Here is a 23,228-nt window from a genome sequence, read left to right on the forward strand (position 1 = left end):
GCAATCGGGATGCCGTGCGAACCAAGGGAAAGCGACAAGCGGCTTTCCATCAATACATCAATAAACAGGCCGCCTTTCGGCGGCCTGTGGGGTTAGCCCAGATTCAACCGGGCGGTGATGTCGGCAATCTCGCGGCGCCAGCGCGCCTGAAGCGCCGGTTTCTGGTGCTTGGGCTTGCGCGCCAGGTCGTCCTCCAGTTTGCTTTCGAGGGCCAACAGCGCGGCCAACAGCGCTTCTTCGTCTTCCAGTCGTTCGTGCGGCGTCGGACAGTCTGCGTTGGCCTTGCCCGCCGTCGGCAGCGCCGGCGCTTCGCCCGCCAGGCGCTGATACACCGGCGCCAGATCGTGCCACTCCTCCAGTTTTTGCTGGTCGATCAGCCAAAAGCGGTTGCAGCTTTGTTCGATCAGCATCCGGTCATGGGTGACCAACATGACGGCGCCGGCGAACTGGCGCAGCGTTTCCGCCAACTCTTCTTTGCCCGCCATATCCAGGTGGTTGGTGGGCTCGTCCAGCAGCAGCAGCGAATGGTTGGCCAGCGTCAGGCCGACGAACAGCAGCCGCGAACGCTCGCCGCCGCTCAGCGAACGGATCTGCTGATGATGGCGCAGGTAAGGGAAGCCGGCGCCGATCAGCGCCATTTTCCGCTGTTCCTCGGTCAGCGGCGCAAACTGCGCCAGCGCTTCGCTCAACGTGTCTTCATCGCGCAGCTGTTGCAGGCTCTGATCGTAATAGCCGATGCGCACGCGCGGGTGGAAGAGCGCCGGGCGTTCCGTGGGCTGCTGATACGCCTGCCACAGCAAGCGCAGCAGCGACGATTTGCCGCAGCCGTTGCGCCCGACGATGGCGATGCGATCGCCGCTTTTCACCCGCAGATGTGCCAGGCTGAACAGCACCGGCGCCTCCGGCGCCGGGCGCACGGCCCATTGCGGCAGCGCCAGCAGGCGATCGGCGTCCAGCGCCTCTCCCTGCAGTCGCAGCCGCCACAGGCTGCCGGCGGTCAGGGTGGTCTGTTCTTCCTTCAACCGATCGACGCGCTTTTCCATTTGCTTGGCTTTGCGCGCCAGATCTTCGTTGTCATAGACCTTGCCCCAGGTCGCCAGACGTTTGGCGCTTTTTTCCACCCGGTCTATCTCTTTTTGCTCGGCCCGACGGCGGTGCTCGTCCGCAGCGTCCTGTTCCGCCAGCGCCTGACGCGCGGCGGAGCAGGGCAAGCGGAAAAACTGCAGCGTTTTGTCGCGCAGGATCCAGGTACAGTTGGTCACCTGATCGAGCAGATAGCGATCGTGCGACACCAGCACGAAGCTGCCGTTCCAGCTGCGCAAGAACTGCTCCAGCCACAGCAGCGTGGGCAGATCCAGGTGGTTGCTGGGCTCGTCGAGCAGCAGCAGATCGGGCTGACGGATCAGCGCGCGCGCCAGCAGCAGGCGGGTGTGCTGGCCGCCGCTGAGGGTGCCGGCGGTCAACGCCCAGCTCGCCGGTTCAAACCCCAGCTCGGCGAGCAGCGCTTCACAGCGCCAGCGTTCGCTGAGGTGTTGGCTCGCCGGAAGCCGCGCCAGCACCGCATCCAGCAGAGTGCTGGCGTGCAGCTCGGGCGGCAGGTGTTGTTCGATGCGCGCCATCAGGCACTGTTGTGACAATGTCACCGTTCCGCTGTGGATGGGCAGGGCGCCGCTGAGCAGTTGCAGCAGGGTGCTTTTGCCGCAGCCGTTGTCGCCGATCAAACCGATGCGATCGCCTTTTTTCAGGGTGAAGGAAATCTCGCTCAGCAGGACGCCGAACGCGTTGTCGTAACCGACAGATTGTGCAGACAGTAGTGTGCTCATTGCTTACTCAAGAGTTACAGGCATGACAATGCCTATCGTCAAACATCGCTGACGACAACCCGGTAAGCCGGAGGGAAGATCCTGGATTTTAGTAAGCTTCGCTCAAGCTGGGTTATCGCAGCACGATACCGGTAATGCTTGAGCGGCGACGATTACCAAAGAAGTGTGAGTGAAAAAACAATTCACACGTCAGCATAGTAAGTCTCCTTTTATTGGTTGCAGGTTAATCGGTGGCTGGAGTATAGAGCGCCTTGTGCCGTATCGCCAGTGTAAAAGCGCCTGAATAATCAGCAGGCTAAGGAGGGCGCGCGCGCGTGGCACACAATGGGAATAATTACTGTATTTCGGCCGACATTAAGCAGCTATTATAATTAGCGTTTATGGTTAAGCGACGGTTCATCCGCCGCCTGTTCGTCTGTCTATCAGATAATGATGCTGAGCACTGAATTTATGTTAAAGCCTCGCCCGTTCCTGCTGTTGTTGTTATTGCTGTTTGGTTTGCAACTGACGCCGTTCGGCGCCGTCGCCGCCGCCCAGGATGATCCCGCCGCCGAAAGCGCGCCCGATCCCGCTACGCAGCTGAAAGCCGCGCAAAAGCAGTTGGACAGCATGAAGCAGCTGGTTTCCAAAGCGACCACCGATAACCAGCTCAGCAAACTGCGGCTGGCGACCGACGATCTGGTCGCCAGCATGGAAAAGCTCGCCACCGATCTGCAGCCCGAGCAGGACAAACTGAAAGCGCAGCTTGACGTCCTGGGGCCGGCCCCGGCGGCCGGCGCGCTGCCTGAAACCCCGGCGGTGGCCCAGCAGCGCAACGCGCTGAACAACAGCAAGAAACAGCTGGACGATGCGGTAAAACGCGCTCAGGCCATCAAGACCAACGCCTTCGAGCTGGGGCAACAGATCGGCGATCTGCGCCGGGTGGCGTTTAAAACCCAGCTGGCGCTGAATACCGGCAGCATTCTGGGCATCAAATTCTGGGCGCCGGTGCTGCAGCCGTCCGAAAATGACGTGCAGCGGCTGGATCAGTTCAACGCCGAGATGAAAGCGGCCTGGGATGCCAGTTGGCAGGACGAGTGGCGTTACGGCACGCTGGCGTTGTTGGCGCTGGCGGTGATTGTCTGGTCCTGGGGGCGCTATTTCTCCGAGCGTTTCCTCGCCTGGGTCAGCATCCGTTTCCTGCCGGACGGGCGTCTGCGCCGCAGCTTTATGGCGCTCGTCACCGTGGTGGTGACGGTGATCACCACCTCTATCGCGCTGAACCTGCTGTATTACGTCTTTGTTCGCGTGCAGCCGCTGCCGGTGATGCTGGAGGACTTCGCCGAAGGCTTTAACCGTCTGGGGATTTTCTGCGCGCTGATCGCCGGGCTGGGGCGTGCGGCGCTGTCGCTGAATCGCCCGTCGTGGCGCTTGGCTTCCATGGATAACGAGGTGGCCGCCGGGCTGCGTTACTTCTCGCCGCTGCTGGCCGGCCTGGCGTTGGCGTTCGGCACCGTGGAGCTGATCAACAACGTCGTCAGCGCCTCATTGGCCACCACCATCTTCGGCAACGGCCTGGTGGCGGGGCTGATCGGCATGGTGCTGCTGGCGGCGCCGCTGCGCGGCCAGCGCATTCGGCGCCGGCTGGAACAGCAGGGCGCGCACCTGGAAAAACGCACGCTGGTCAGCGGGCTGGTGCACCTCGTCACCCTGGTCTGTTCGGTGGTGATCCTGTTTTCCCTGCTTATCGGCTACATCGCCTTCGCCCGCTTCCTGACCTACCAACTGATCTGGGTGGTGCTGGTGCTGATGGCGTTCTATTTTATGGTGCTGTTCGCCACCGATTTGTGCGCCGCGCTGTTTTCGCCGCAGACCGTCAGCGGCAAGATGCTGAAAAAAACGCTCAGCTTCAAGGATCGCCATTTGGAGCAGATGGCGATCATCACCACCGCTCTGGCCAAATGTTCGCTGTTGCTATTGATGATTGTCTCGCTGTTCAACGGCTCGTTCGGCAGCACCACGCCGGGCTCGCTGATGGAGAAAATCGTCTCCATCCTGACCGGTGAAGGCTTGCAGCGTTTCAACATCGTGCCCGGCAACCTGCTCAACGCCGTGATCTGCCTGGCGATCGGCATCTATATTCTGCGCGCGGTGCGGCGCTGGCTGGGATCTGAACTGCTGCCGAAAACCATCTCGGACGTCGGCATCCGCGCCTCGCTGGTGACGCTGTTCAGCAATATCGGCTATGTGCTGGTGATACTGATCACCCTGGCGGCGCTGGGCATCCAGTGGAGCAACCTGGCGTGGATCGTCAGCGCCCTGTCGGTCGGCATCGGTTTCGGTTTGCAGGAGATCGTGAAGAACTTTATTTCCGGCCTGATCCTGCTGACCGAGCGCCCGGTGAAGGTGGGGGATATGATCGGCATCGGCGGCGTGGAAGGCGACGTGCGGCGCATCAACGTGCGCGCCACTGAAATCCAGCTCAGCGACCGCTCCACCATGATCGTACCGAACTCGCAGCTGATCTCGCAGAACGTGCGCAACGCCACCATGGGCAACGCGCAAGGGGTGGTGACCATCGCGCTGACGTTCCCGACCGACATTGATCCGGAGCAGGTGCGCAATATTCTGCTTAACGCTTACCACGAATACGAAAACATCCTGGAAACGCCGGCGCCTTACGTGCGCTTCAGCCAGCTGGGGCCGGACGGCATTATCCTGAGCGTGACCGGCTATGTGCCGAGCCCGCGCATGGTCGGCGCGACCAAGAGCGAACTGCTGTTCAACATCCTCAAGCTGCTGCGCGCGCAGCGTGTCAGCCTGTCCAGCCCGCAGGAAGTGGTGTTTATGAAGCAGCAGGCGACGCGATATCAGGCCAACGAAGAGGAACACTCCTCCTAATTCAGCCCTGAGGCGGCGGGCCGTTAAGCGACGGCCCGCCGAATGCGGCTAGTACATCGACGGCTCCACCGATTGCGAACAGTCGCTGTTGGCGCTGGATTTGGTGCAGGTATAAGGCTCATTCGGCGAGGCCGAAGGCGCATTCGACGGGCTGCCACCGCCGCCGATGCACCCGCTCAGCATCAGCATCAAAAACACGAGAATAATCTTCTTCATCTCACCGTCCTCCATTGCGATTCCTCCCTTAAGTATATGTCGGGAAAGCGAACGGCACCGCTCGCCGGTGCGATCTATACAGCGGTATCGGTAGTGTCCTGATATCTCCTGATGACTTACGCGATACAGCAGACCATAAGTCCGCGGGTGGAGTCACACACAAGACGGATCACTTTGGTATACAACGGTTGTACCGTTCGCAATATGTGTGTAAATCTGCACATTCGGCTCCTGGCTGTCTCTCTGCTATCGCTCCGTGATTGTCCATTAATGCACCTAAGCGCCGCGCAGGGTAGTACGCCATACTGGTGGAAAACGTTATGCGACCAGTTAAAAGTTGGGCAATAGCGCCGAGAAGCCGATCGCCGTTGGTCTAAATACTCGGGACATCGCCGATCCGTAATGTCTTCTGAAAAAGCTGGAGGATTGCAGGAGTCTGATGAAGAACGCCTATGAAAAAAACATCGAGCCAAAACCCGACCTGACAATGGGTTTTTTGCTGATGAAGCAATTTACGCTGGCTTCGGTTGCCGGCCTGGTGGAATCTCTGCGCTTTGCGGCGGATGAATCCTTCTCCAGCCGGCAGATTTTTTGCCAGTGGGAGTGGATGACCTGCGACGATCGGCCGGTCACTGCCAGCTGCGGTTTGCCGGTATCACCGACTGCGAAGCTCGATTTTTCCCGAGACTGGGACTATTTCGTGGTCGCTGGCGGATTGCTCGAAGAGACTCGCACCCCGCCAGAATGGTTGTTACAGGCGCTGCGGGATCTGCACGCCCGCAATATTCCAATCATTACGCTGTGCAGCGGAGCGTTCGTTGCCGGTAACGCCGGGCTGCTGGATAATCATCACTGTGCGATCCACTTCACTACCCGCGACGAGTTTCGGCTACGTTTTCCAAAAGCCATTCCGGTAATCGACAAAACCTATATTAAAGACGGCGGGATTATCTCCTGTCCGGGCGGCATGGCAATTGACCTGGCGGCCGATCTGATCCGTCAGCATTGCGGCCTGGTACGCTCGCAGAAGGTACTGAAATATCTACTGATGGACGCACCGCAACCTGCCGGAAAGGCGAAGCAGAAAGCCCCGCTTAATGCGCCGGATGTGTATGAGAACGAACGGGTCAGTAAGGTAATTGAATTTATGAAACAGCACCTTGATTCACCGATCCCGCTCGCCGACGTGGCGGATTTTGCGGGTGTGACCTTTCGTCAGCTCAATCTGATATTCACCAAATGCACTGGCCACTCAGCAGCCGTTTACTGGCGCAGTATGCGGTTGGAGCAGGCGCGAAAGCTGATGGCCGATTCAAGTAACAGTATTAACGAAATTGCCACCGCGACCGGATTTTCGGACGCGTCGCATCTCATTTCGTGGTTTCGTAAGCAATACGGTGAGACACCGAGTTCGTTCCGCAAGCGACGCAGGGAAGTGGAAAAGTTGGTGAAGGAGTAAATAGGGCTGCAGTTATGCAGCCCCGGTGAATCAAAGAGAGTGTCGTTTCGGCATGACCCCCTGCATTGAAACCTTGTTACGCGGAGGTTCCTCCTCTAATGAGGAGGCGTCTTCCAGACTGCGTGCATTGGTTTCCGGTGCCATAAACCACGACACTATCAGACCAAAGAAGGTGATCGCTGCAGCGATATACATCGTCGGACCAATCCCAATATTCTGCAACGAAAGCGGCACCAGCCAGGTGCCCACCGCCGCGCCGATGCGCGACAGCGACGTCCCTACGCCTACGGCACCGGCGCGAATTTCAGTCGGGAAGATCTCATTGGGATAGACCAACTGCAGCACCTGCGCCCCTCCGATGAACAGCGCGTACAGACCGAACATCAGCAGGATCACCGCAGACGGACCATCACGCAGAAAGCCTAGCAGCAACAGCGCAAGGCCTGACCACAGGAAACTGTGCAGCAGCAGCTTACGGCGTCCCAGGACATTAATCAGGCGAGTCGCGATGACGCAGCCCACCACGAACAGCAGGGTAATGGCAACGGATCCATAGGATGCCCAGTTGCCCCTGAGGTGCAGCGCATCCAGCACCTTAGGGGCAAAGGCATAGACGGCAAATACCGGAATGACGGAGCAGGTCCAGAAAATCGCCACAAACGCCATGCGCTTGCCGTAACCGGAATGGAGCAGGTTGGCAAAAGAAAGGTTTTTGCTTTCAGCCTGTACCGGTAAGTTATCCAGACCAAACTCAGGGCCGTAAACGCGGCGGATGATCGCTTCTGCCTCGGCATGGCGGCCTTTACTTAACAGCCAGCGCGGGGATTCCGGGGTGCCCAGACGCACGATGAACAGCAGAGCGCCAATGACGGCCGTACTCGCCAGCGTCAGGCGCCAGGCGTCAGGTCCACCAAAATTAAGAATGGCTTCGCCGGCCAGGTACGCCACGGCTGCGCCTGCGAACCAGAGGATGGTCAGCGTCGCGAGGCAGGGGCCGCGGTTTTTCTTCGGCAGAAACTCCACCAGGAAAGCGGTCGCGACCGGGTATTCAATCCCGACGGCAACGCCATTCATAAAGCGCAGCGCAAACAGCACTTCACCGCTTTGCACCCAGTATTGCGCCAGAGAGCAGACGACAAACAGCGTCGGCCCAACGAAATAGAGTACGCGGCGGCCAAGACGGTCAGTCAGCGCACCGCCGATAAAACCACCGAAGAAGATACCGATCAGCGCCGAGGCGGCAATCAATCCTTCCCAGAATGCGCTCAGACCTAGTGCAGGTGAGACTTTCATCATGGCGATGCCGATAATACTGAGCACGTAGCCATCGACAAAGGATCCACCTCCCGAACGCACGGTCAGCAACCGGTGAAAGCGGTTAAGGGGAACGTCTTCTACAGAAATGGTATTTGACATGGTAACTCCTGTCTTTCCCCGATGTCGTCGGATTAACGGCCTGCAACGGGTACACGAAGCCATTGCCGCTAATCCGACGATCGCGGTTTAAATGTAGGTCAGGTAATATTGTTAAATCGAACGTAATGAATATTTTTTCTGTTAATTTTGGTCGTTCATTATAAATACTCCTCCGGTGCAGGATGGTCGGGTAAGATGTTTTTTATTATTAGGGCCTTACTTACTTTCTTTTATTACAGGTAAGGCTTTCGGCGCAGAACTGCGGGTAGACCACCAGCAGAGCAGCGAGCCCAGGCTCACCATGGCAGTGCCTTGCCAGAACGCGATGTTCAGGTGTGACTTCAACATAACCGCAGCCAGTACCGCCGAGATAATCGGGATAAAGTACGAAGCGGCCGCCAGCACTGTCACATTGCCGTGTAGAATGCCGACGTTCCAGGCGGCATAACCAAACCCCATGGCGATGGCGGCCAGCAATAAACTTATCCATGTATGCCAGGAGAGAATAAATTCTGGTTGCGGGGAAGTGAGGTATTTCCCCCATAACGTCAGTGCGGTCAAAATAAAGAACAGGGTAATGCCGTTATTGCCATTGGCGATGATTTTGGTGACCACGCAATATATTGCCCAAATAATGGCGCCACTAAATGCCAGGCCATAACTGAACGGATTTTCCATTACGTTATGGGTCATCTCAGTGAAAGAGAAACCCTGTTCGCCTCCTAATACCCGGCAAATTCCGGCGACGGCTAAAATGACGCCCGGAATAATCAGCGGGTTGGTCTTTTGTCGGTTCACGATAACCGACAGTAATATGGTCATACTCGGCCAGAGATAGTTCACCATCCCGACCTCAATGGCCTGACGGCCGGAATGGGTGAAGCCCAGCGACAGCGACAGACAGAGTTCATAACAGACAAACAGGATGCTGCCGAGGATCAGATAGCTCGGTGGAAACAGCCGCAATTTCGGGAAGCCAACGGTGAATAACAGCAGGACTGCGCTACAGGTATAGATCAGCGCCGCACCGCCCACCGGGCCAAAACCTTCGCTCACGCTTTTAATCAACCCAACGATTGCGCTCCACAGCAGGATGGCTATCAGTCCGATGAGCGTCGCTTTTTTCTGGGGCATACCCTGTACCTCTATTTACATTTCCATCACAACCGAACCGGCTTGATGTTAAATTCTGGTTAAATCATGCCTTAAAGCTATGCCTCCGTATTGGTGCTGTAAATATGTCTCAGGAGGCCAAAATTCCGGAATGTGATCGTTATCTGAAATCATGTATAAAATTACTACATCAAAATTTAACTTTTAATTTATTGATTATTAATGATTAAAAATAACATCGGTGTAGGATTTTACTACTCATTGGTATTTATGTTGTATTTTCAATGTATACAAAAAATATTCATTCATTGACCCCTTTCACATCTGTGTGCAAATTCTTAACAAACGCAGCCTCGAGCTGCTGAACAGACCATCGCGGTCGTGAATCCCCCCCTGGAGGTTATCGTGTTGACATTTGAAGGTATCTACACCCCGGCAATTACCCCTTACGCGGCCGATGGCAGTATTGATTTCGCCCGCTTTGCGGATGTGCTGGAATCCCTGATTGAAGCTCGAGTTCACGGCATCATCATTGGCGGTTCAACCGGCGAATACTATGCCCAGAGCGCCGAAGAGCGTAAGGCGCTGGCCGAGCATGCGCGTCAAGTCATTGGCAACCGTCTGCCGCTGATTGTTGGAACCGGGGCAATCCGTACCGAAGATGCGGTGGACTACGCGAAGCATGCCCGCGAGATTAAAGCCGACGCTATTCTGGTGACCTCGCCGCCGTACGCGCTGCCTACAGAGCAGGAAAATGCCCATCACGCGCTAACAGTGGATAAAGCCGCGCAGCTGCCGATCATGCTCTACAACTACCCAGGCCGTATGGGGATCACCATGGGTGAAACCTACTTCCGCGAGGTAAGCCGCTCGTCCAACGTGGTCGCCATTAAAGAAAGCTCGGGCGATTTCAATAACCTGCATCTGCTGGCCTGTAAATTTCCGAACATTGCGCTCTCCTGCGGCTGGGACGATCAGGCGCTGGAGTTCTTTGCTTGGGGAGCACGCAGCTGGGTGTGCGCCGGTTCTAACTTTATTCCGCGTGAACATGTGGCGCTGTATGAGGCTTGCGTAGTGGAAAAGGACTTCGCGAAAGGCCGCAAAATTATGGCCGCCATGATGCCGCTGATGAACTTCCTCGACGGCGGAAAGTTTGTGCAGTCCATCCGCTATGGCTGCGAATTGAACGGTCTGACCTCGGGTCCGGTGCGTGCGCCGCTGCAAAGTCTGGACGAAGAAGAGAAAGCACAGCTGAAAGCGGTGATTGCCGGGGTGAAACGCAACGTGGCTGCGGCCACGGCGGCGTAAGGGGGCGAAATGAAACAGCTTCAGACACTCAACGATGTAACGCGCTTGGCGCATGAACTTACGCTTCCGGACAAGGCGTTTATCAATGGCCGTTTCGCCCCGGCGCGTTCCGGTAAAACCTTGACGACGTACAACCCGGCGACCGGTGAAGCCATCGTAAATCTTGCTGCCTGCGATGAATCCGACGTTAACGCGGCGGTGAGCACGGCTCGCACAGCCTTTGAGGCCGGAAGCTGGAGCAAATTGGCTCCGGGCGAACGCAAGGCGGTGCTGCTAAAACTGGCGGCGCTGATGGAACAGCAGCTCGCATCGCTGGCTGTGCTGGAAAGCCTCGACAGCGGTAAGCCGGTCAGCGAGTGTCTGGCGGTGGACGTACCTGAGACTATCCATGTGCTGAAGTGGCATGCGGAAGCCATCGACAAGCTTTACGACCACACGGCGCCGGTAGGCAATAATGCGATGGCGTTGATAGTGCGTGAACCGATTGGCGTGGTGGGCTGTGTTCTGCCGTGGAATTTCCCGCTGCTGATGCTCGCCTGGAAAATTGGCCCGGCGTTGGCGGCAGGGTGTTCGGTGGTGGTGAAACCGGCTGAACAAACGTCTCTGACGTCGCTGCGCGTGGCTGAACTGGCGTTTGAAGCGGGCGTTCCTGCGGGGGTATTGAATATTGTGACCGGTACCGGAAAAGAAGTCGGCGAGCCGATTGGTTTGCATCCGGATATTGATATGGTGAGCTTTACCGGCTCCACCGCCACCGGACGTCGCTTCCTGCACTATGCGGCGGAATCCAATCTCAAAAAGGTCGTGCTGGAGTGCGGCGGCAAAAACCCGGCGCTGGTGTTTAACGATGCCGACGATATCGCTGCGGTTGCCGGACATGTGCTTAACGGTGCGTTCTGGAACATGGGCGAGAATTGCTCCGCGACCTCGCGCCTGCTGGTGCAGGAAGATGTGAAGGAGGCGCTGTTGGCGGAGATGGCGAAGCAAATCGGTAACTGGACGATGGGTAACCCGTTCGATCCGCGCAATCGGCTGGGTGCGATGATCTCTCCTGAGCACTTTAGTAAGGTGAGCCGCTATCTTGATATCGCGCGCCAGGAAGGGTTACCTATTCTGCACGGAGGTAACACGAAGCAGGGGGCTTACGTGCAGCCGACCCTCATCGATGGCGTGACGCCGGAAAGCGCGCTGTTCCGGGAGGAGATTTTCGGCCCGGTGCTGTGCGTCACCACGTTTAAAACCGAAGGCGAGGCCATCGCGCTGGCCAACGACACCCCATACGGCCTGGCGGCGTCGGTTTATACCGGCAAGCTTAATCGCGCCATCCGCGTTTCTCGCGCTATTCGCGCCGGAACAGTGACCGTGAACTGCTTCGGAGAGGGGGACGCAACCACGCCGTTTGGCGGCTACAGGCAGTCCGGTTTTGGCGGTCGCGATAAATCAGTGTTTGCGCTTGACCAGTACACCGAGCTGAAGACCATCTGGGTTGATGTTGCTGAAGACGACGCCTGAAGCCGTGCTTCGTGGCCTGGAAGACAGAATCCATTTCTATTTCTGTCTTCTGGTGGCGGTGGGGCTGTCGAAGAAGCTGGGACGCATTACCTCCAACCGGCAAAAAAATGCCTTTATTATTAAATGGCTAAAGAATGCTCGGGAGATGGGATCTTTCCATCAGTGCGCCGACAGTGAAATTGTATGGCTGCGTGGGGAGATCCTGCGTCATTCGCCCGATCGGGACCCGGAACCGGTTCTGATGCTGATTTACCGGACAGCCAGTAAAATGCACAGAACGTGATCGCCGTTGCGGATAAATTTTGCCGTAGCTGACCTTTATCTGTAGGTTAAGCAGCATCATAGTTAAGCATCATGGGGCGATTTTCAGGAGGCGGTAATGAGAACGGGTAAGACAGCGCTGTACGAGGATCTCAAGCGGCTTATCTTAACGATGGAACTCGACCCGGATGAGCTGCTGGATGAAGCCAGTCTGACCGCTCAGTACGGCCTGTCACGGACACCGGTGCGCGAAGTGTTTCAGCGCCTGGCAGGTGAAGGGTATCTCGAGATCGTTGAAAAGCGTGGCGTACGCGTGATTCCCATGAGCCATGCCACGCTGCGCAACTTTTTCCTGGTGGCACCGATGATCTATGCGGCCACCGGGCGCCTTGCAGCTCAGCACTACAAACCCGCGCAGTTGAAGGCGCTAAAAGAAACTCAAAAGCGCTTTCGCAAAGCGGTTCAGAGCCATGATGTCGAAGCGTTGGCTCTGGAGAACAACCGCTTTCACGAGATCATGGGGGAAATGGCGGCTAACCCCTATTTGCAACCGAGCCTCGGACGCTTGCTGATCGATCATTGTCGTATCGGTCACACCTTTTTCCGTCCACGTAATGATGACATGGAGCGGCGTTTACAACTGGCTGCCGATCATCACGATGCGTTTATCGTCGCACTGGAAGCGCACGATGAGCAGGCGGTAGTGGATCTGGTGTTCGAACACTGGGAACTCTCCCGGGAAAACATGGAGATCTTTATTGCGCCGCAGGGACTCAAGGCCGATGAGCGCATCCAGTCACCTGAATAACCCCACCTGATGGCGTGCTCCCAGGCATTCGCTTGGGGGCTACTTTCAAATCGTAACACGCCCTGAGCGTTACTCGCTCGGGGTTTTTCTACGTCTAAATTAACCTGGATTTAACTATTTTTATACTTGTTGTATACATGGGATATTCATCACGTATTCATTTTTTCGACATGGATAACATGAGTTCATACCGCGCTTACTGACCTGCTAAGCGCAAAAGAAAAATAACAGCGAACCGGAGTAAACAGCGTGCAAAAGATCACTTCTCTCCCTGCTGATGACGCCCTGCCAGGGTGGTATCACACCAGCCCATCTCGCCCCCCACGGCCTGCTCACGTGGGGCAAAAACACGCTCGCTGGGCCATTGTGGGGGCCGGGTTAACCGGGCTGGCAGCCGCCCGCCAGATGGCGATCCACTTTCCTGACGATGAAATTGTACTGATTGAAGCGCAGGAAGTGGGCTATGGCCCCGCCGGGCGCAATGCGGGTTTTGCCATTGATGTGCCGCACGATATCGGCGCCAAGGACTACATCGGCGATGTCAAAACCGCCAGGCTTATCCTGCAGCTCAATACGCTGGGGCAGAACTATCTGCGTGCTATTGTGCAGGAGCACGGAATTGAGTGTCAGATGTCAGAATCCGGGAAATATCAAGCTGCCGTGGGCGAGCAGGGCGTGGCGATTCTTGAGGCCTACCGCCGCGGGCTAGAGAAGATTGGCCGCGAAACGCAGATGATAACGGGCGAGGATCTACCTGACCACATCGGCACCCGTTACTACAAACAGGCGCTTTATATTCCCGGCACCATCCTGCTGCAACCGTCGGCGCTGGTGAAAGGGCTGGCGAACAATCTGCCATCGAACGTGACGCTTTACGAGTATACGCCGATCACGGCTATTAATTATGGCGACAAAGTGACGCTGGTGCATGACAAAGGCAGCATCACGGCAGATAAGTTGATTCTGGCGAACAACGCATTTGCGTCGCACTTTGGCTTCCTGCGCGGACGCCTGCTGCCGACCTTCCTGTACGGTAGCCTGACCCGTCCGCTGACCGCCGATGAGCAGACCCGGCTGGGCGGCAAACCGGTCTGGGGCGTTATCCCCGCGCATCCGTTTGGCAGCACCGTACGCCGGACGGTAGATAACCGCATACTGGTACGCAACAGCTTCAGCTTCCACCCTGATGGTCGTCCGCGCGAGCACCATCTGAAGAACTTTATCGCTAACCACCGTAAATCCTTTGAGCGCCGTTTTCCGACGCTTGACCAGGTTGATTTCGCCTATTCCTGGAGTGGGGCTATTTGTCTGTCGGAGAATCATGAGGGTTTCTTCGGCCAGCTGGCACCCAACGTGTACGGCGCGCTGTGCTGCAACGGGTTGGGCATCACGCGCGGCACGGCTACCGGCAAACTGCTGGCGGATATGATTGCCGGTGAGCGCAATGAGTTGATCGACTTCCTTGTGGCGTCACCGGGCCCGAATAAAACCCCGCCGGAGCCGTTCCTCTCCATCGGCGTTAATTCGGTACTGAAATGGGGACAATATAGAGCAGGTTCAGAAGTTTAGTCTTTTTCACCCGAACCACCATCGTTGCCGCGCGTTTACTGGAATGCCCACGAAACCAACCAGACCGCCATGCTGCTGTATGACCAGATGGCGGAGCGCCCCGGTTTTGTGATGTACCGCAAGGCGCTTTGACGTGGGGGGAAAAAATCTCCGCACATCACCCAATCTTATTTTACTTTTTAGGAACAAGACGGCGGTTTTTGCCGGTGTCAGGCCGGCTTGGGCGTGGCTGCTTCAGCAGTTTCTGCGCCAGACGAGCAACTGCCGTCAATACATTGATACACAAATATATTTTCCCTTGATGAATAAACAGGTGCTCGGGCCGCTAAAACTGGCAATAATAGGCGGGTCGGCCGCTTATCTTCTCCTCATCGTCGACGGTTGTGACACGAACAGATTGTCACCTTACACAGCAGAAGTCTCTGGATCCAAGATGCAAACCACCTCGTTGTCCGATACCCGGAAAATCTGGCCCGCACTCACCGTCTTTTTGTTGGTGTTCGCGGCTTGCCTGCTGGGCATCGTCAGCCGTCCCGTCGGATTTTTGGCGGTATTCTGGCCGGTAAACGCCGTTCTGCTGGCGGTTCTGGTGCGCTGCCCGCAGTGGGCTACGCGCGCCGGCTGGGGCATGGCGGTGCTGGGGTATCTGGCGGCGGATTTGCTGACCGGCAGCTCGCTGCAAAAGGCGTTGCTGCTGAACGCCGCCAATCTGACCGGCGTGGTGGTGGGGTATCTGCTGTTCATGCGGCTGTCGCCGCCGGCGCGCATGCTGCAGCGCGGCGCCTCCAGCATGTACCTGTTCGGTATTTGCCTGGCCGCCGCCGCCGCGACCGGTGTGGTGGGCGCGGGAGTCTCGCAGTGGCTGTTCGGCAGGCCCTATTTAACCTCGCTGGCGCTGTGGTTCTCGTCCGAATTCACCAACTACGTCACGCTGATGCCGTTCATTCTGGTGTTTCCCGCTGATTGGCGCTATCGCCTGCGCGTGGCCTGCGCCATGTTGACGCAGCGCAGCCAATGGCCGCAGGCGGGGCGGAAAATGGCGGTGTTGGCGCTGCTGGCGCTGGCGGCGGTCTGCAGCGTGCTGATCGGCGGCCCCGGCGCGGTGATCTTTCCCATGCCGGTGCTCCTGTGGCTGGCGATGTCCTTTTCGCTGTTCAGCACCATGATCGCGGTGCTGGTTTATGTGCTGTGGTGCCATCTGGCGATCGATTTCGGGTTGCTGAGCACCACGCTCGACATGAAGGTGCTGCAGAACACGGTATCGATGCGTTTGGGCATCGCGCTGCTGGCGCTGGGGCCGATTGCCGTCGCCAGCATGAACTATGCGCGCAACGCGCTGTTGCGCACGCTGGAGCACGTGGCGAGTCACGATGCGTTGACCCACGTGCTGACGCGCAATGCGTTTATGCAGCGCGGCGAGCGAGTGATAGACCAGAAAGGCGAGCTGGTGTGCGTCATGATGCTCGACATCGATTACTTCAAATCGATCAATGACCGTTTCGGCCACGCCGGTGGCGATCAGGCGCTGATGGCGTTTACCCGTGCGATTGCCGCCGATCTGAGCGTCGATGATCTGTTCGGCCGCATGGGCGGGGAAGAGTTCGCCATCGTCTCGACGCTCGGCCAGCCGCAGCAGGGGGTGCAGCTGGCCGAACGGCTGCGGCAACGCATTGAGGCGGAATCGATCACCATGCCGGCCGGCCATCCGCTGCAGATCACCGTCAGCATCGGCATGGTAACCTGCCCGGGCGGTTCCGGCCACAGCCTGGCCGACCTGCTCAAACTGGCGGATCTGGCGGTATACAAAGCGAAAAACGCCGGCCGTAACCGGGTCGCCACGCCGGAATCTTGCCCGCCGAACGATCCTGACCGCTGAACTTCCGATCCGTGCCGCACGCCCGCCGTCTAAACTGGTAGGGGGCGCGGACTACTTTGCCCGCGCTGAACCGACTGTCCTTAATCAGACAAGAGGATATCAGAATGAAATACGTAGACGGGTTTGTGGTGGCGGTGCCGGCCGCCAATAAGGAGGCATATCACCGGTTGGCGGCCGCAGCGGCGCCGCTGTTTAAAGAGTTTGGCGCCACGCGCGTCGTGGAGTGCTGGGGCGATGATGTGCCCGACGGCAAACTTACCGACTTTCGCGGCGCGGTGAAGGCGCAGGAAGGCGAAGTGGTGGTGTTCAGCTGGATAGAGTACCCCTCCAAGGCGGTGCGCGACGCCGCCAACGAGAAAATGATGAACGATCCGCGCATGAAGGCGCTGGGCGAGATGCCGTTTGACGGCAAGCGCATGATCTTTGGCGGGTTCGCGCCGATCCTCGATACCTGAAGGAGGCGCAGATGGCCAGAATTACGCAACATCTGTGGTTTGAAAAAGACATGGAGGCGGCGCTGAATTGCTATGTCGCGCTGATCCCCGGTTCGTCCGTGAACTGGTTTTCCGATCTGCCGGCGGATACGCCGAGCGGCCCGGCCGGCAGCGTGAAGCTGGCTTCCTTCACCCTGGGCGACCAGCGCTATGCGGCGATCGAAGCCGGGCCGTTGGATCCGTTCAACCACAGCTTCTCCGTGATGGTGGAATGCGACGATCAGGCGGAGGTCGACCGGCTGTGGGACGCGTTGTGCGTGGGCGGCGAGGCGGAGCAGTGCGGCTGGCTGCGCGATCGCTGGGGGTTGTGCTGGCAGATCGTGCCGCGGCGCCTGACCGAACTGATGAACGATCCTGACGCCGCCCGCGTGCGGCGGGTCACGGAAGCGATGCTGCTGATGGGCAAAATCGACATCGCCGGCCTGGAAGCGGCGGCGCGGGGTTAGCGGATAAAAGATGCATCGAGAGCGCAGCACTTAACGCATCGGCGCTGGTTTCCTTCGGCATTCCCGGCGGCACCGCCGCGAAAACCGGCGGTGCGCCGATTTTGCCGGGCGTGGCGGGTATTCTGATCTGGTTTGGCGTCGCGGCCGGGTAGCGCCGCGCTTGCATCAATCTGTTGCATCTCAAGCTCAGTATTTATCATTTGTCAGCCGCCGGCGTTCGCGGCATGGTGACGGCAACGCCAAATCAGTCAGGGACACTTATGCAAAAATCACAGATTCAACCGTGGGTTGCGCAGCATCCGCTGTTGCAACGAATGGTCGCCCTCGAGCCTATCACCTGGTTCAATCCGCGCGCGACAACGCTGGCCGCAGGCTTGCCCCATGTCGGCCTGACCGCCGCCGACGTCGCCGCCGCGGAGCAGCGCCTGGCGCGCTTTGCGCCTTATCTCGCCGTGGCCTTCCCGGAAACCCGGCCGACAAAGGGGAGCATCGAATCCGAGCTGGTGGCGATCCCCGCCATGCAGCAGGCGTTGGACCTGCGCTATGGGCTGCGGCTTGGCGGGAAGCTGCTGCTGAAAAAGGACAGCCATCTGCCGATCTCCGGCTCAATCAAGGCGCGCGGCGGCATCTACGAGGTGCTGACGCACGCGGAGACGCTGGCGCTGGAGGCGGGGCTGCTGCAGATTGGCGACGACTACGCCCGGCTGTTTTCCGACGAGTTTCGCCAGTTCTTCCGCCAGTACCGCATCGCAGTCGGTTCGACCGGCAACCTGGGGCTCTCTATCGGCATCATCAGCGCCCGACTGGGGTTTGACGTCAGCGTCCACATGTCGGCGGATGCGCGGGCGTGGAAGAAGCAAAAGCTGCGTGACAACGGCGTCACGGTGGTGGAGTACGCCGAAGATTACGGCGTGGCGGTCGAGCAGGGGCGCAAGCAGGCGGCGAGCGATCCGCGCTGTTTCTTTATCGATGATGAAAACTCGCAAACCCTGTTTCTCGGCTACGCGGTGGCCGGCGGCCGCCTGAAGCGGCAGTTTGACCAACAGGGCATCGTGGTGGACGCACAGCATCCGCTGTTCGTGTATCTGCCGTGCGGCGTCGGCGGTGGGCCGGGCGGCGTGGCATTTGGCCTCAAGCTGGCCTTCGGCGACCATGTTCACTGCGTTTTCGCCGAGCCGACCCATTCGCCCTGCATGTTGCTCGGCGTTTACAGCGGGCTGCACGACGGCATTGCGGTGCAGGATCTTGGCATCGATAACCGCACCGCGGCGGACGGGCTGGCGGTGGGACGCGCCTCCGGCTTTGTCGGGCGGGCGATGGAGCGCCTGCTGAGCGCATTTTACACCCTGAGCGACGAAGAGATGTTTGCGCTGCTCGGGCTGTTGGACAAGCACGAGCATATCCAGCTGGAGCCGTCCGCGCTGGCTGGCATGGCCGGGCCGTGGCGCGTTGCGGCCCAGGCGCGGCAGCTCAGCGAGCAAGGCGTGAGCACAGAGAGCCTGGCGCAGGCGACGCACCTGGTGTGGGCGACCGGTGGCGGCATGGTGCCGCCGGCGGAAATGGCGAAGTACCTCGCCGCCGGGCAGGCGTCTCTGAGTCAATAAGGGCGTTTCTTGCGCTCGCTCCCTTTTTAGAGGGCGAGCGCCGTTCGAAAAGCGTCTGTGCCTTCAGGCCGATGGTCAGCGCCAAACAGGGTAGCGCCAATGTTTCTAAAATGTTAATTGAATCACAAACCCTCATTCTGTGGTAACGGAAAAAACAACCCCATCCCATTAATAGTAAATAAAATTATTTTATTTACCGTCCTCTGATGTTCGTTTATCGCACGCTTATTGTTTTAACAATATTGAAGCATTCGCCGTGGGGTGGTTTGATTTAATTGTCGATTAACGAACTATGTTCCGATAATCGCACAAATTAACCCTCTTGCCGGTACGCAGCCGGTTGTTCTGTGCGGTGAGGGTTGCCGCACCCCCTGAGGAGCAAGCCATGCCACACGATAACAACGTAGAAATCCGAGGGTTTATCGATGACCAGCCATTTTCTCGCTACCAGTGGTTGATACTGGTTTTGTGTTTCTTGGCGGTAGCGCTGGACGGCTTCGATACCGCCATTATCGGTTTCATTGCCACGTCGCTGGTGCAGGAGTGGGGAATAGAAAAAACCTCTCTGGGGCCGGTGATGAGCGCTGCTTTGGTCGGCCTGGCGGTGGGCGCGTTGGCCGCTGGGCCGTTGGCGGATCGTATCGGGCGCAAGAAAGTGCTGGTGATCTCGCTGCTGCTGTTCGGCGGCTTCAGTTTGCTGACCGCCTTCGCCGGCTCGCTGTCGACGCTGACGCTGTTGCGTTTCCTGACCGGGCTGGGATTGGGGGCGGCCATGCCCAATGCCGCCACGCTGATGTCGGAATATGCGCCTCAGCGCTGCCGGGCTCTGATGGTGAATCTGATGTTTTGCGGTTTTCCTCTCGGCTCATCGCTGGGCGGCTTTTCTTCCGCCTGGCTGATCCCGCATTTCGGCTGGCAGAGCGTGATGGTGCTGGGTGGCGTCATGCCGCTGCTGCTGGCGCTGGTCTTGATCGCCGCCTTGCCCGAATCCGCGCGCTTTATGGTTGCGCGCGGCTATGCCGCAGAACGCATCGCCAAAGTGTTGAAGCGCATTGCGCCACTCCCAAAGACGCCGCATTTCATGTTGCAGGAAGAGGGGCAGATAAAGGCGGCCTCGCCGCTGGGGATGATTTTTTCCCGTCGCTATCTGCTGGGCACCTTGATGCTGTGCCTGACTTACTTTATGGGGTTGATGATTTTCTATCTGCTGACCAGTTGGCTGCCCCTGTTGATCCGTGAAACCGGCGCTTCCGTCACGCAGGCGTCGCTGATCACCGCGCTGTTTCCGCTCGGCGGGGGGCTCGGCGTATTGATTATCGGTTGGTTGATGGATCGCATGAACCCGCACAAGGTGGTGGCCGTCGGCTATTTGCTCACCGGCCTGTTCGTCGGCATGATCGGCTTTGTCTATGCCTACCCGCCGCTGATGGCGATCACGGTCTTCATCGCCGGCACCTGCATGAACGGCGCGCAGTCATCCATGCCGGCCCTGGCGGCCGGATTTTATCCCACCCAGAGCCGGGCGACCGGCGTGGCATGGATGCTCGGTCTTGGGCGTTTTGGCGGCATTCTGGGGGCGATGAGCGGTGGTGCGCTGATGCAGATGCAGCTGTCGTTCAGCACCATATTCACACTGCTGGCCATCCCGGCGCTGATCGCGGCGCTGGCGTTGATCGCCAAGCACCTTTCCGGCTACCCGGCGCTGCCGGCGCCGCTCAATAAAAATGCTGTGAGGGAATAATACTATGCGCACACAGGTTGCGATAATCGGCGCCGGACCGGCCGGCTTGATGTTGTCTCATCTGCTGCATCTGCATGGCGTGGAATCGGTGGTGTTGGAAACGCGCAGCCGGGCGGCGGTGGAATCGACCATTCGCGCCGGGGTGCTCGAACAAGGGACGGTCGATCTGCTCAACCAGGTCGGATTGGGAGAGCGGATGCGGCGGGAAGGGGCGCGGCATCAGGGGATCCGGCTGGCATTCGGTGGCCGTCAGCACCGCATCGATCTGGCGGGATTGACCGACCGCGCCGTCACCGTTTATGCCCAGCACGAAGTCTTGAAAGACCTGATCGCCGCGCGTGTGGCGGCGCAGGGGCAACTGTTTTTCGAGGTGGAGCAGGTTGAATTGAAGGCGCTGGACAGCGCGCAGCCCGAGGTTCACTACCGTCACGCAGACCAGCCGCGCCGGCTCCGCTGCGACTTCGTCATCGGATGCGACGGATTCCACGGCATCAGCCGCGCGGCGATGCCCGGCGGGCTGCGGCAGGATTACACCCGCATCTATCCGTTCGGCTGGTTCGGCATTCTGGTCGAAGCGCCGCCCTCCAGCGACGAGCTGATCTACGCCAGCCATCTGCGCGGCTTTGCGCTGATCAGCACCCGTTCGGCCGGCGTACAGCGCATGTATTTTCAGTGCGATCCGGCGGAACAGGTCGATCAATGGTCGGACGATCGCATCTGGCACGAACTGGAACAGCGGCTGGAAAACCATGAAGGCTGGGCGCTGAAAAAGGGCCGTATCTTCCAGAAAAACGTGGTCGGCATGCGCAGCTTCGTTACAGAACCGATGCGCTACAGACGCCTGCTGCTGGCGGGCGACGCGGCGCATATCGTGCCGCCGACCGGTGCCAAAGGGCTGAATCTGGCGATGGCCGATGTCTGCCTGTTGTCCCAGGCGCTGGAGACGTTTTACCGGCGAGGCGACTGGCAACGGCTGGACGAGTACAGCGACACCGCTTTGCAGCGGGTCTGGCGCGCAGAGCATTTTTCCTGGTGGATGACCCACATGCTGCATACCCGTCGGGACGACACGCCTTTCGAGCATCGGCTGCAACTGTCAGAATTGCAGTACACGGTGAAATCGCGCAGCGCCATGACGATGCTGGCGGAGAATTATGTCGGGGCGCCATTCCCGGCACTATGAGCGAAAACGCCCATGCCGTGAGGCATGGGCGGCGTGCGGCGAGCAGAGCCACCTGATTGCCTGCGTGCGGTTACAGCTGTTCGCCGTTGCTGGCGATCACCCGGCGATACCAGTCGAAGCTCTTCTTGCGCGAACGTTCGAGCGTGCCGGTGCCGTCGTCGTGTTTGTCGACGTAGATGAAGCCGTAGCGTTTGCTGTACTCGCCGGTGGTGAACGACACGCAGTCGATGCAGCCCCACGGCGTGTAGCCGATCAGGTCTACGCCGTCTTCAATCACCGCTTTTTTCATCTCTTCGATATGGGCGCGCAGATAGTCGATGCGGTAGTCATCGTTGATCTGACCGTCCGCTTCCACCTTGTCGAAGGCGCCGAAGCCGTTCTCCACGATAAACAGCGGTTTCTGATAGCGCTCATACAGCACGTTCAGCGAATAGCGTAGCCCGACCGGATCGATCTGCCAGCCCCAGTCGGAGGCCTTGACGTGCGGGTTCGGCACGTTGCCCGGGAAGCCGAACATGCCGTCGCTGCCGTCCACCGCGTTAGCCTGCAGGGCGTTGCTCATGTAATAACTGAAACCGATGTAGTCGGTGCAGCCCTCGCGCAGGATCTGCGCGTCCTGCGGCTGCATCTCGATCTTCAGCCCTTTGCGTTCCCAATCGCGCAGCAGGTAGCTTGGGTAGTAGCCGCGCATCTGCACGTCGGTATACAGATAGCGTTGGTGCATCGCCTCGACGGCGTACATCACGTCGTCCGGCTTGCAGGAGTATGGGTAGAACGGCACGCAGGCCAGCATGCAGCCGATCTTGAATTCCGGGTTGATCTGATGGCCGAGTTTGACCACCTGCGCGCTGGCGACGAACTGGTGGTGCAGCACCTGATACAGCGCCTGTTCCGGGTTGTCTTCCCGGGTGTAGTCCACGCCGGAGCAGCAGTAGCCGAACAGCGGATAGCGGTAGTTGCTCTGGTTGTTGATCTCGTTGAAGGTCATCCAGTACTTCACTTTTTTGCGGTAGCGGCGCATCACCACCTCGCTGAAGCGCACGAAGAATTCCACCACCCGGCGATTTTTCCAGCCGCCGTAGGCCTTCACCAGATGGTAAGGCATTTCGAAGTGCGACAGGGTGATCACCGGCTGGATGCCGTATTTCAGCAGTTCGTCGAACAGGTCGTCGTAAAACTGCAGGCCGGCTTCGTTCGGCGCCGCTTCGTCGCCGTTCGGGAAGATGCGCGTCCAGGCGATGGAGGTGCGGAAGCATTTGAAGCCCATCTCGGCGAACAGCGCCACGTCCTGCTTATAGCGGCCGTAGAAATCCACCGCTTCGTGGTTGGGGTAGCGATAGCCGTCGAGCACGCCGTCGGTCATCACGCGATCCACGCCGTGCGAGCCGCCGGACAGCACGTCGGCGATGCTGGGCCCTTTGCCGCCCCGATCCCAACCGCCTTCAACCTGGTGCGCGGCGACCGCGCCCCCCCACAGAAAATCCTTCGGCAACTGTTTCATCGTCAATGTCTCATCGGT

General features: G+C 58.7%; 19 protein-coding genes. 13 read left to right on the top strand and 6 right to left on the bottom strand.

Going from position 1 to position 23,228, the window contains the following annotated elements:
* Positions 1-92: 92 nt before the first annotated feature.
* Positions 93-1,823 (bottom strand): ABC-F family ATP-binding cassette domain-containing protein, encoded by a 1,731-nt coding sequence (locus ACF8MC_RS03355; protein WP_164104974.1) that lies wholly within the window; start codon positions 1,821-1,823, stop codon positions 93-95.
* Positions 1,824-2,273: 450 nt separating this feature from the next.
* Here ACF8MC_RS03355 and ACF8MC_RS03360 point away from each other — a divergent pair, with 450 nt between their 5' ends.
* Positions 2,274-4,703 (top strand): DUF3772 domain-containing protein, encoded by a 2,430-nt coding sequence (locus ACF8MC_RS03360; RefSeq protein WP_204350878.1) that lies wholly within the window; start codon positions 2,274-2,276, stop codon positions 4,701-4,703.
* A gap of 48 nt (positions 4,704-4,751) precedes the next feature.
* On the opposite strand, the gene ACF8MC_RS03365 is transcribed toward ACF8MC_RS03360, so the two are convergent.
* On the bottom strand, positions 4,752-4,919 hold the full coding sequence (locus ACF8MC_RS03365; protein WP_239506343.1) for a hypothetical protein: 168 nt from the start codon (positions 4,917-4,919) through the stop codon (positions 4,752-4,754).
* 439 nt (positions 4,920-5,358) lie between these two features.
* Between ACF8MC_RS03365 and ACF8MC_RS03370 the strand changes: the two genes are divergently transcribed.
* Positions 5,359-6,378 carry a GlxA family transcriptional regulator gene (locus ACF8MC_RS03370; protein ID WP_074026598.1) on the top strand — a complete coding sequence of 340 codons (1,020 nt, stop codon included), beginning with the start codon at positions 5,359-5,361 and terminating at the stop codon, positions 6,376-6,378.
* Positions 6,379-6,408: 30 nt separating this feature from the next.
* On the opposite strand, the gene ACF8MC_RS03375 is transcribed toward ACF8MC_RS03370, so the two are convergent.
* Positions 6,409-7,794, bottom strand: a complete 1,386-nt coding sequence (locus tag ACF8MC_RS03375; protein ID WP_039566025.1) for an MFS transporter — start codon at positions 7,792-7,794, stop codon at positions 6,409-6,411.
* A 216-nt stretch (positions 7,795-8,010) separates the two neighbouring features.
* A complete protein-coding gene (gene yddG, locus ACF8MC_RS03380) occupies positions 8,011-8,928 on the bottom strand; it encodes an aromatic amino acid DMT transporter YddG (protein WP_074025903.1) in 918 nt (305 codons plus the stop codon).
* Between the two features lie 384 nt (positions 8,929-9,312).
* Here yddG and ACF8MC_RS03385 point away from each other — a divergent pair, with 384 nt between their 5' ends.
* The 8 genes from ACF8MC_RS03385 (at position 9,313) to ACF8MC_RS03420 (ending at position 17,181) form a co-directional block, all read left to right on the top strand.
* Positions 9,313-10,215: a dihydrodipicolinate synthase family protein gene (locus ACF8MC_RS03385; RefSeq protein ID WP_197687226.1), complete on the top strand. Its 903-nt coding sequence runs from the start codon at positions 9,313-9,315 to the stop codon at positions 10,213-10,215.
* Between the two features lie 9 nt (positions 10,216-10,224).
* Positions 10,225-11,727 carry an aldehyde dehydrogenase gene (locus ACF8MC_RS03390; RefSeq protein ID WP_164104972.1) on the top strand — a complete coding sequence of 501 codons (1,503 nt, stop codon included), beginning with the start codon at positions 10,225-10,227 and terminating at the stop codon, positions 11,725-11,727.
* Positions 11,705-12,010 (top strand): hypothetical protein, encoded by a 306-nt coding sequence (locus tag ACF8MC_RS03395; RefSeq protein WP_049196879.1) that lies wholly within the window; start codon positions 11,705-11,707, stop codon positions 12,008-12,010. Before ACF8MC_RS03390 ends, ACF8MC_RS03395 begins: the two co-directional genes overlap by 23 nt.
* 96 nt (positions 12,011-12,106) lie before the next feature.
* Positions 12,107-12,796, top strand: a complete 690-nt coding sequence (locus ACF8MC_RS03400; RefSeq protein WP_033648377.1) for a GntR family transcriptional regulator — start codon at positions 12,107-12,109, stop codon at positions 12,794-12,796.
* Between the two features lie 249 nt (positions 12,797-13,045).
* A complete protein-coding gene (locus ACF8MC_RS03405) occupies positions 13,046-14,365 on the top strand; it encodes an FAD-binding oxidoreductase (protein ID WP_089187239.1) in 1,320 nt (439 codons plus the stop codon).
* 433 nt (positions 14,366-14,798) lie between these two features.
* Entirely contained in the window at positions 14,799-16,241 is a 1,443-nt protein-coding gene (locus ACF8MC_RS03410; RefSeq protein ID WP_033648375.1) for a diguanylate cyclase, read from the top strand.
* Between the two features lie 104 nt (positions 16,242-16,345).
* On the top strand, positions 16,346-16,696 hold the full coding sequence (locus ACF8MC_RS03415) for a DUF1428 domain-containing protein (protein WP_033634599.1): 351 nt from the start codon (positions 16,346-16,348) through the stop codon (positions 16,694-16,696).
* Positions 16,697-16,707: 11 nt separating this feature from the next.
* On the top strand, positions 16,708-17,181 hold the full coding sequence (locus ACF8MC_RS03420) for a VOC family protein (RefSeq protein ID WP_033634598.1): 474 nt from the start codon (positions 16,708-16,710) through the stop codon (positions 17,179-17,181).
* On the opposite strand, the gene ACF8MC_RS03425 is transcribed toward ACF8MC_RS03420, so the two are convergent.
* Positions 17,178-17,360 carry a hypothetical protein gene (locus ACF8MC_RS03425; protein WP_154609294.1) on the bottom strand — a complete coding sequence of 61 codons (183 nt, stop codon included), beginning with the start codon at positions 17,358-17,360 and terminating at the stop codon, positions 17,178-17,180. The two genes, ACF8MC_RS03420 and ACF8MC_RS03425, sit on opposite strands and share 4 nt — an antisense overlap.
* Positions 17,361-17,441: 81 nt before the next feature.
* On the opposite strand from ACF8MC_RS03425, the gene ACF8MC_RS03430 reads away from it, so the two are divergent.
* The 3 genes from ACF8MC_RS03430 (at position 17,442) to ACF8MC_RS03440 (ending at position 21,709) form a co-directional block, all read left to right on the top strand.
* The gene (locus ACF8MC_RS03430; RefSeq protein ID WP_164104971.1) at positions 17,442-18,785 is read left to right on the top strand and encodes a D-serine ammonia-lyase; all 1,344 of its coding nucleotides are present in this window, start codon (positions 17,442-17,444) and stop codon (positions 18,783-18,785) included.
* Between the two features lie 385 nt (positions 18,786-19,170).
* The gene (locus tag ACF8MC_RS03435; protein ID WP_047567383.1) at positions 19,171-20,526 is read left to right on the top strand and encodes an MFS transporter; all 1,356 of its coding nucleotides are present in this window, start codon (positions 19,171-19,173) and stop codon (positions 20,524-20,526) included.
* A 4-nt stretch (positions 20,527-20,530) separates the two neighbouring features.
* Positions 20,531-21,709: a 4-hydroxybenzoate 3-monooxygenase gene (locus ACF8MC_RS03440; protein WP_164104970.1), complete on the top strand. Its 1,179-nt coding sequence runs from the start codon at positions 20,531-20,533 to the stop codon at positions 21,707-21,709.
* Positions 21,710-21,779: 70 nt separating this feature from the next.
* Here ACF8MC_RS03440 and ACF8MC_RS03445 read toward each other — a convergent pair whose 3' ends face one another.
* Positions 21,780-23,216, bottom strand: a complete 1,437-nt coding sequence (locus ACF8MC_RS03445) for a 6-phospho-beta-glucosidase (RefSeq protein WP_164104969.1) — start codon at positions 23,214-23,216, stop codon at positions 21,780-21,782.
* Positions 23,217-23,228: the final 12 nt, after the last annotated feature.

The organism is Serratia sp. LACPHL-BACT-2024-00286 (genome assembly GCF_043109535.1).
Lineage (GTDB): Bacteria > Pseudomonadota > Gammaproteobacteria > Enterobacterales > Enterobacteriaceae > Serratia > Serratia sarumanii.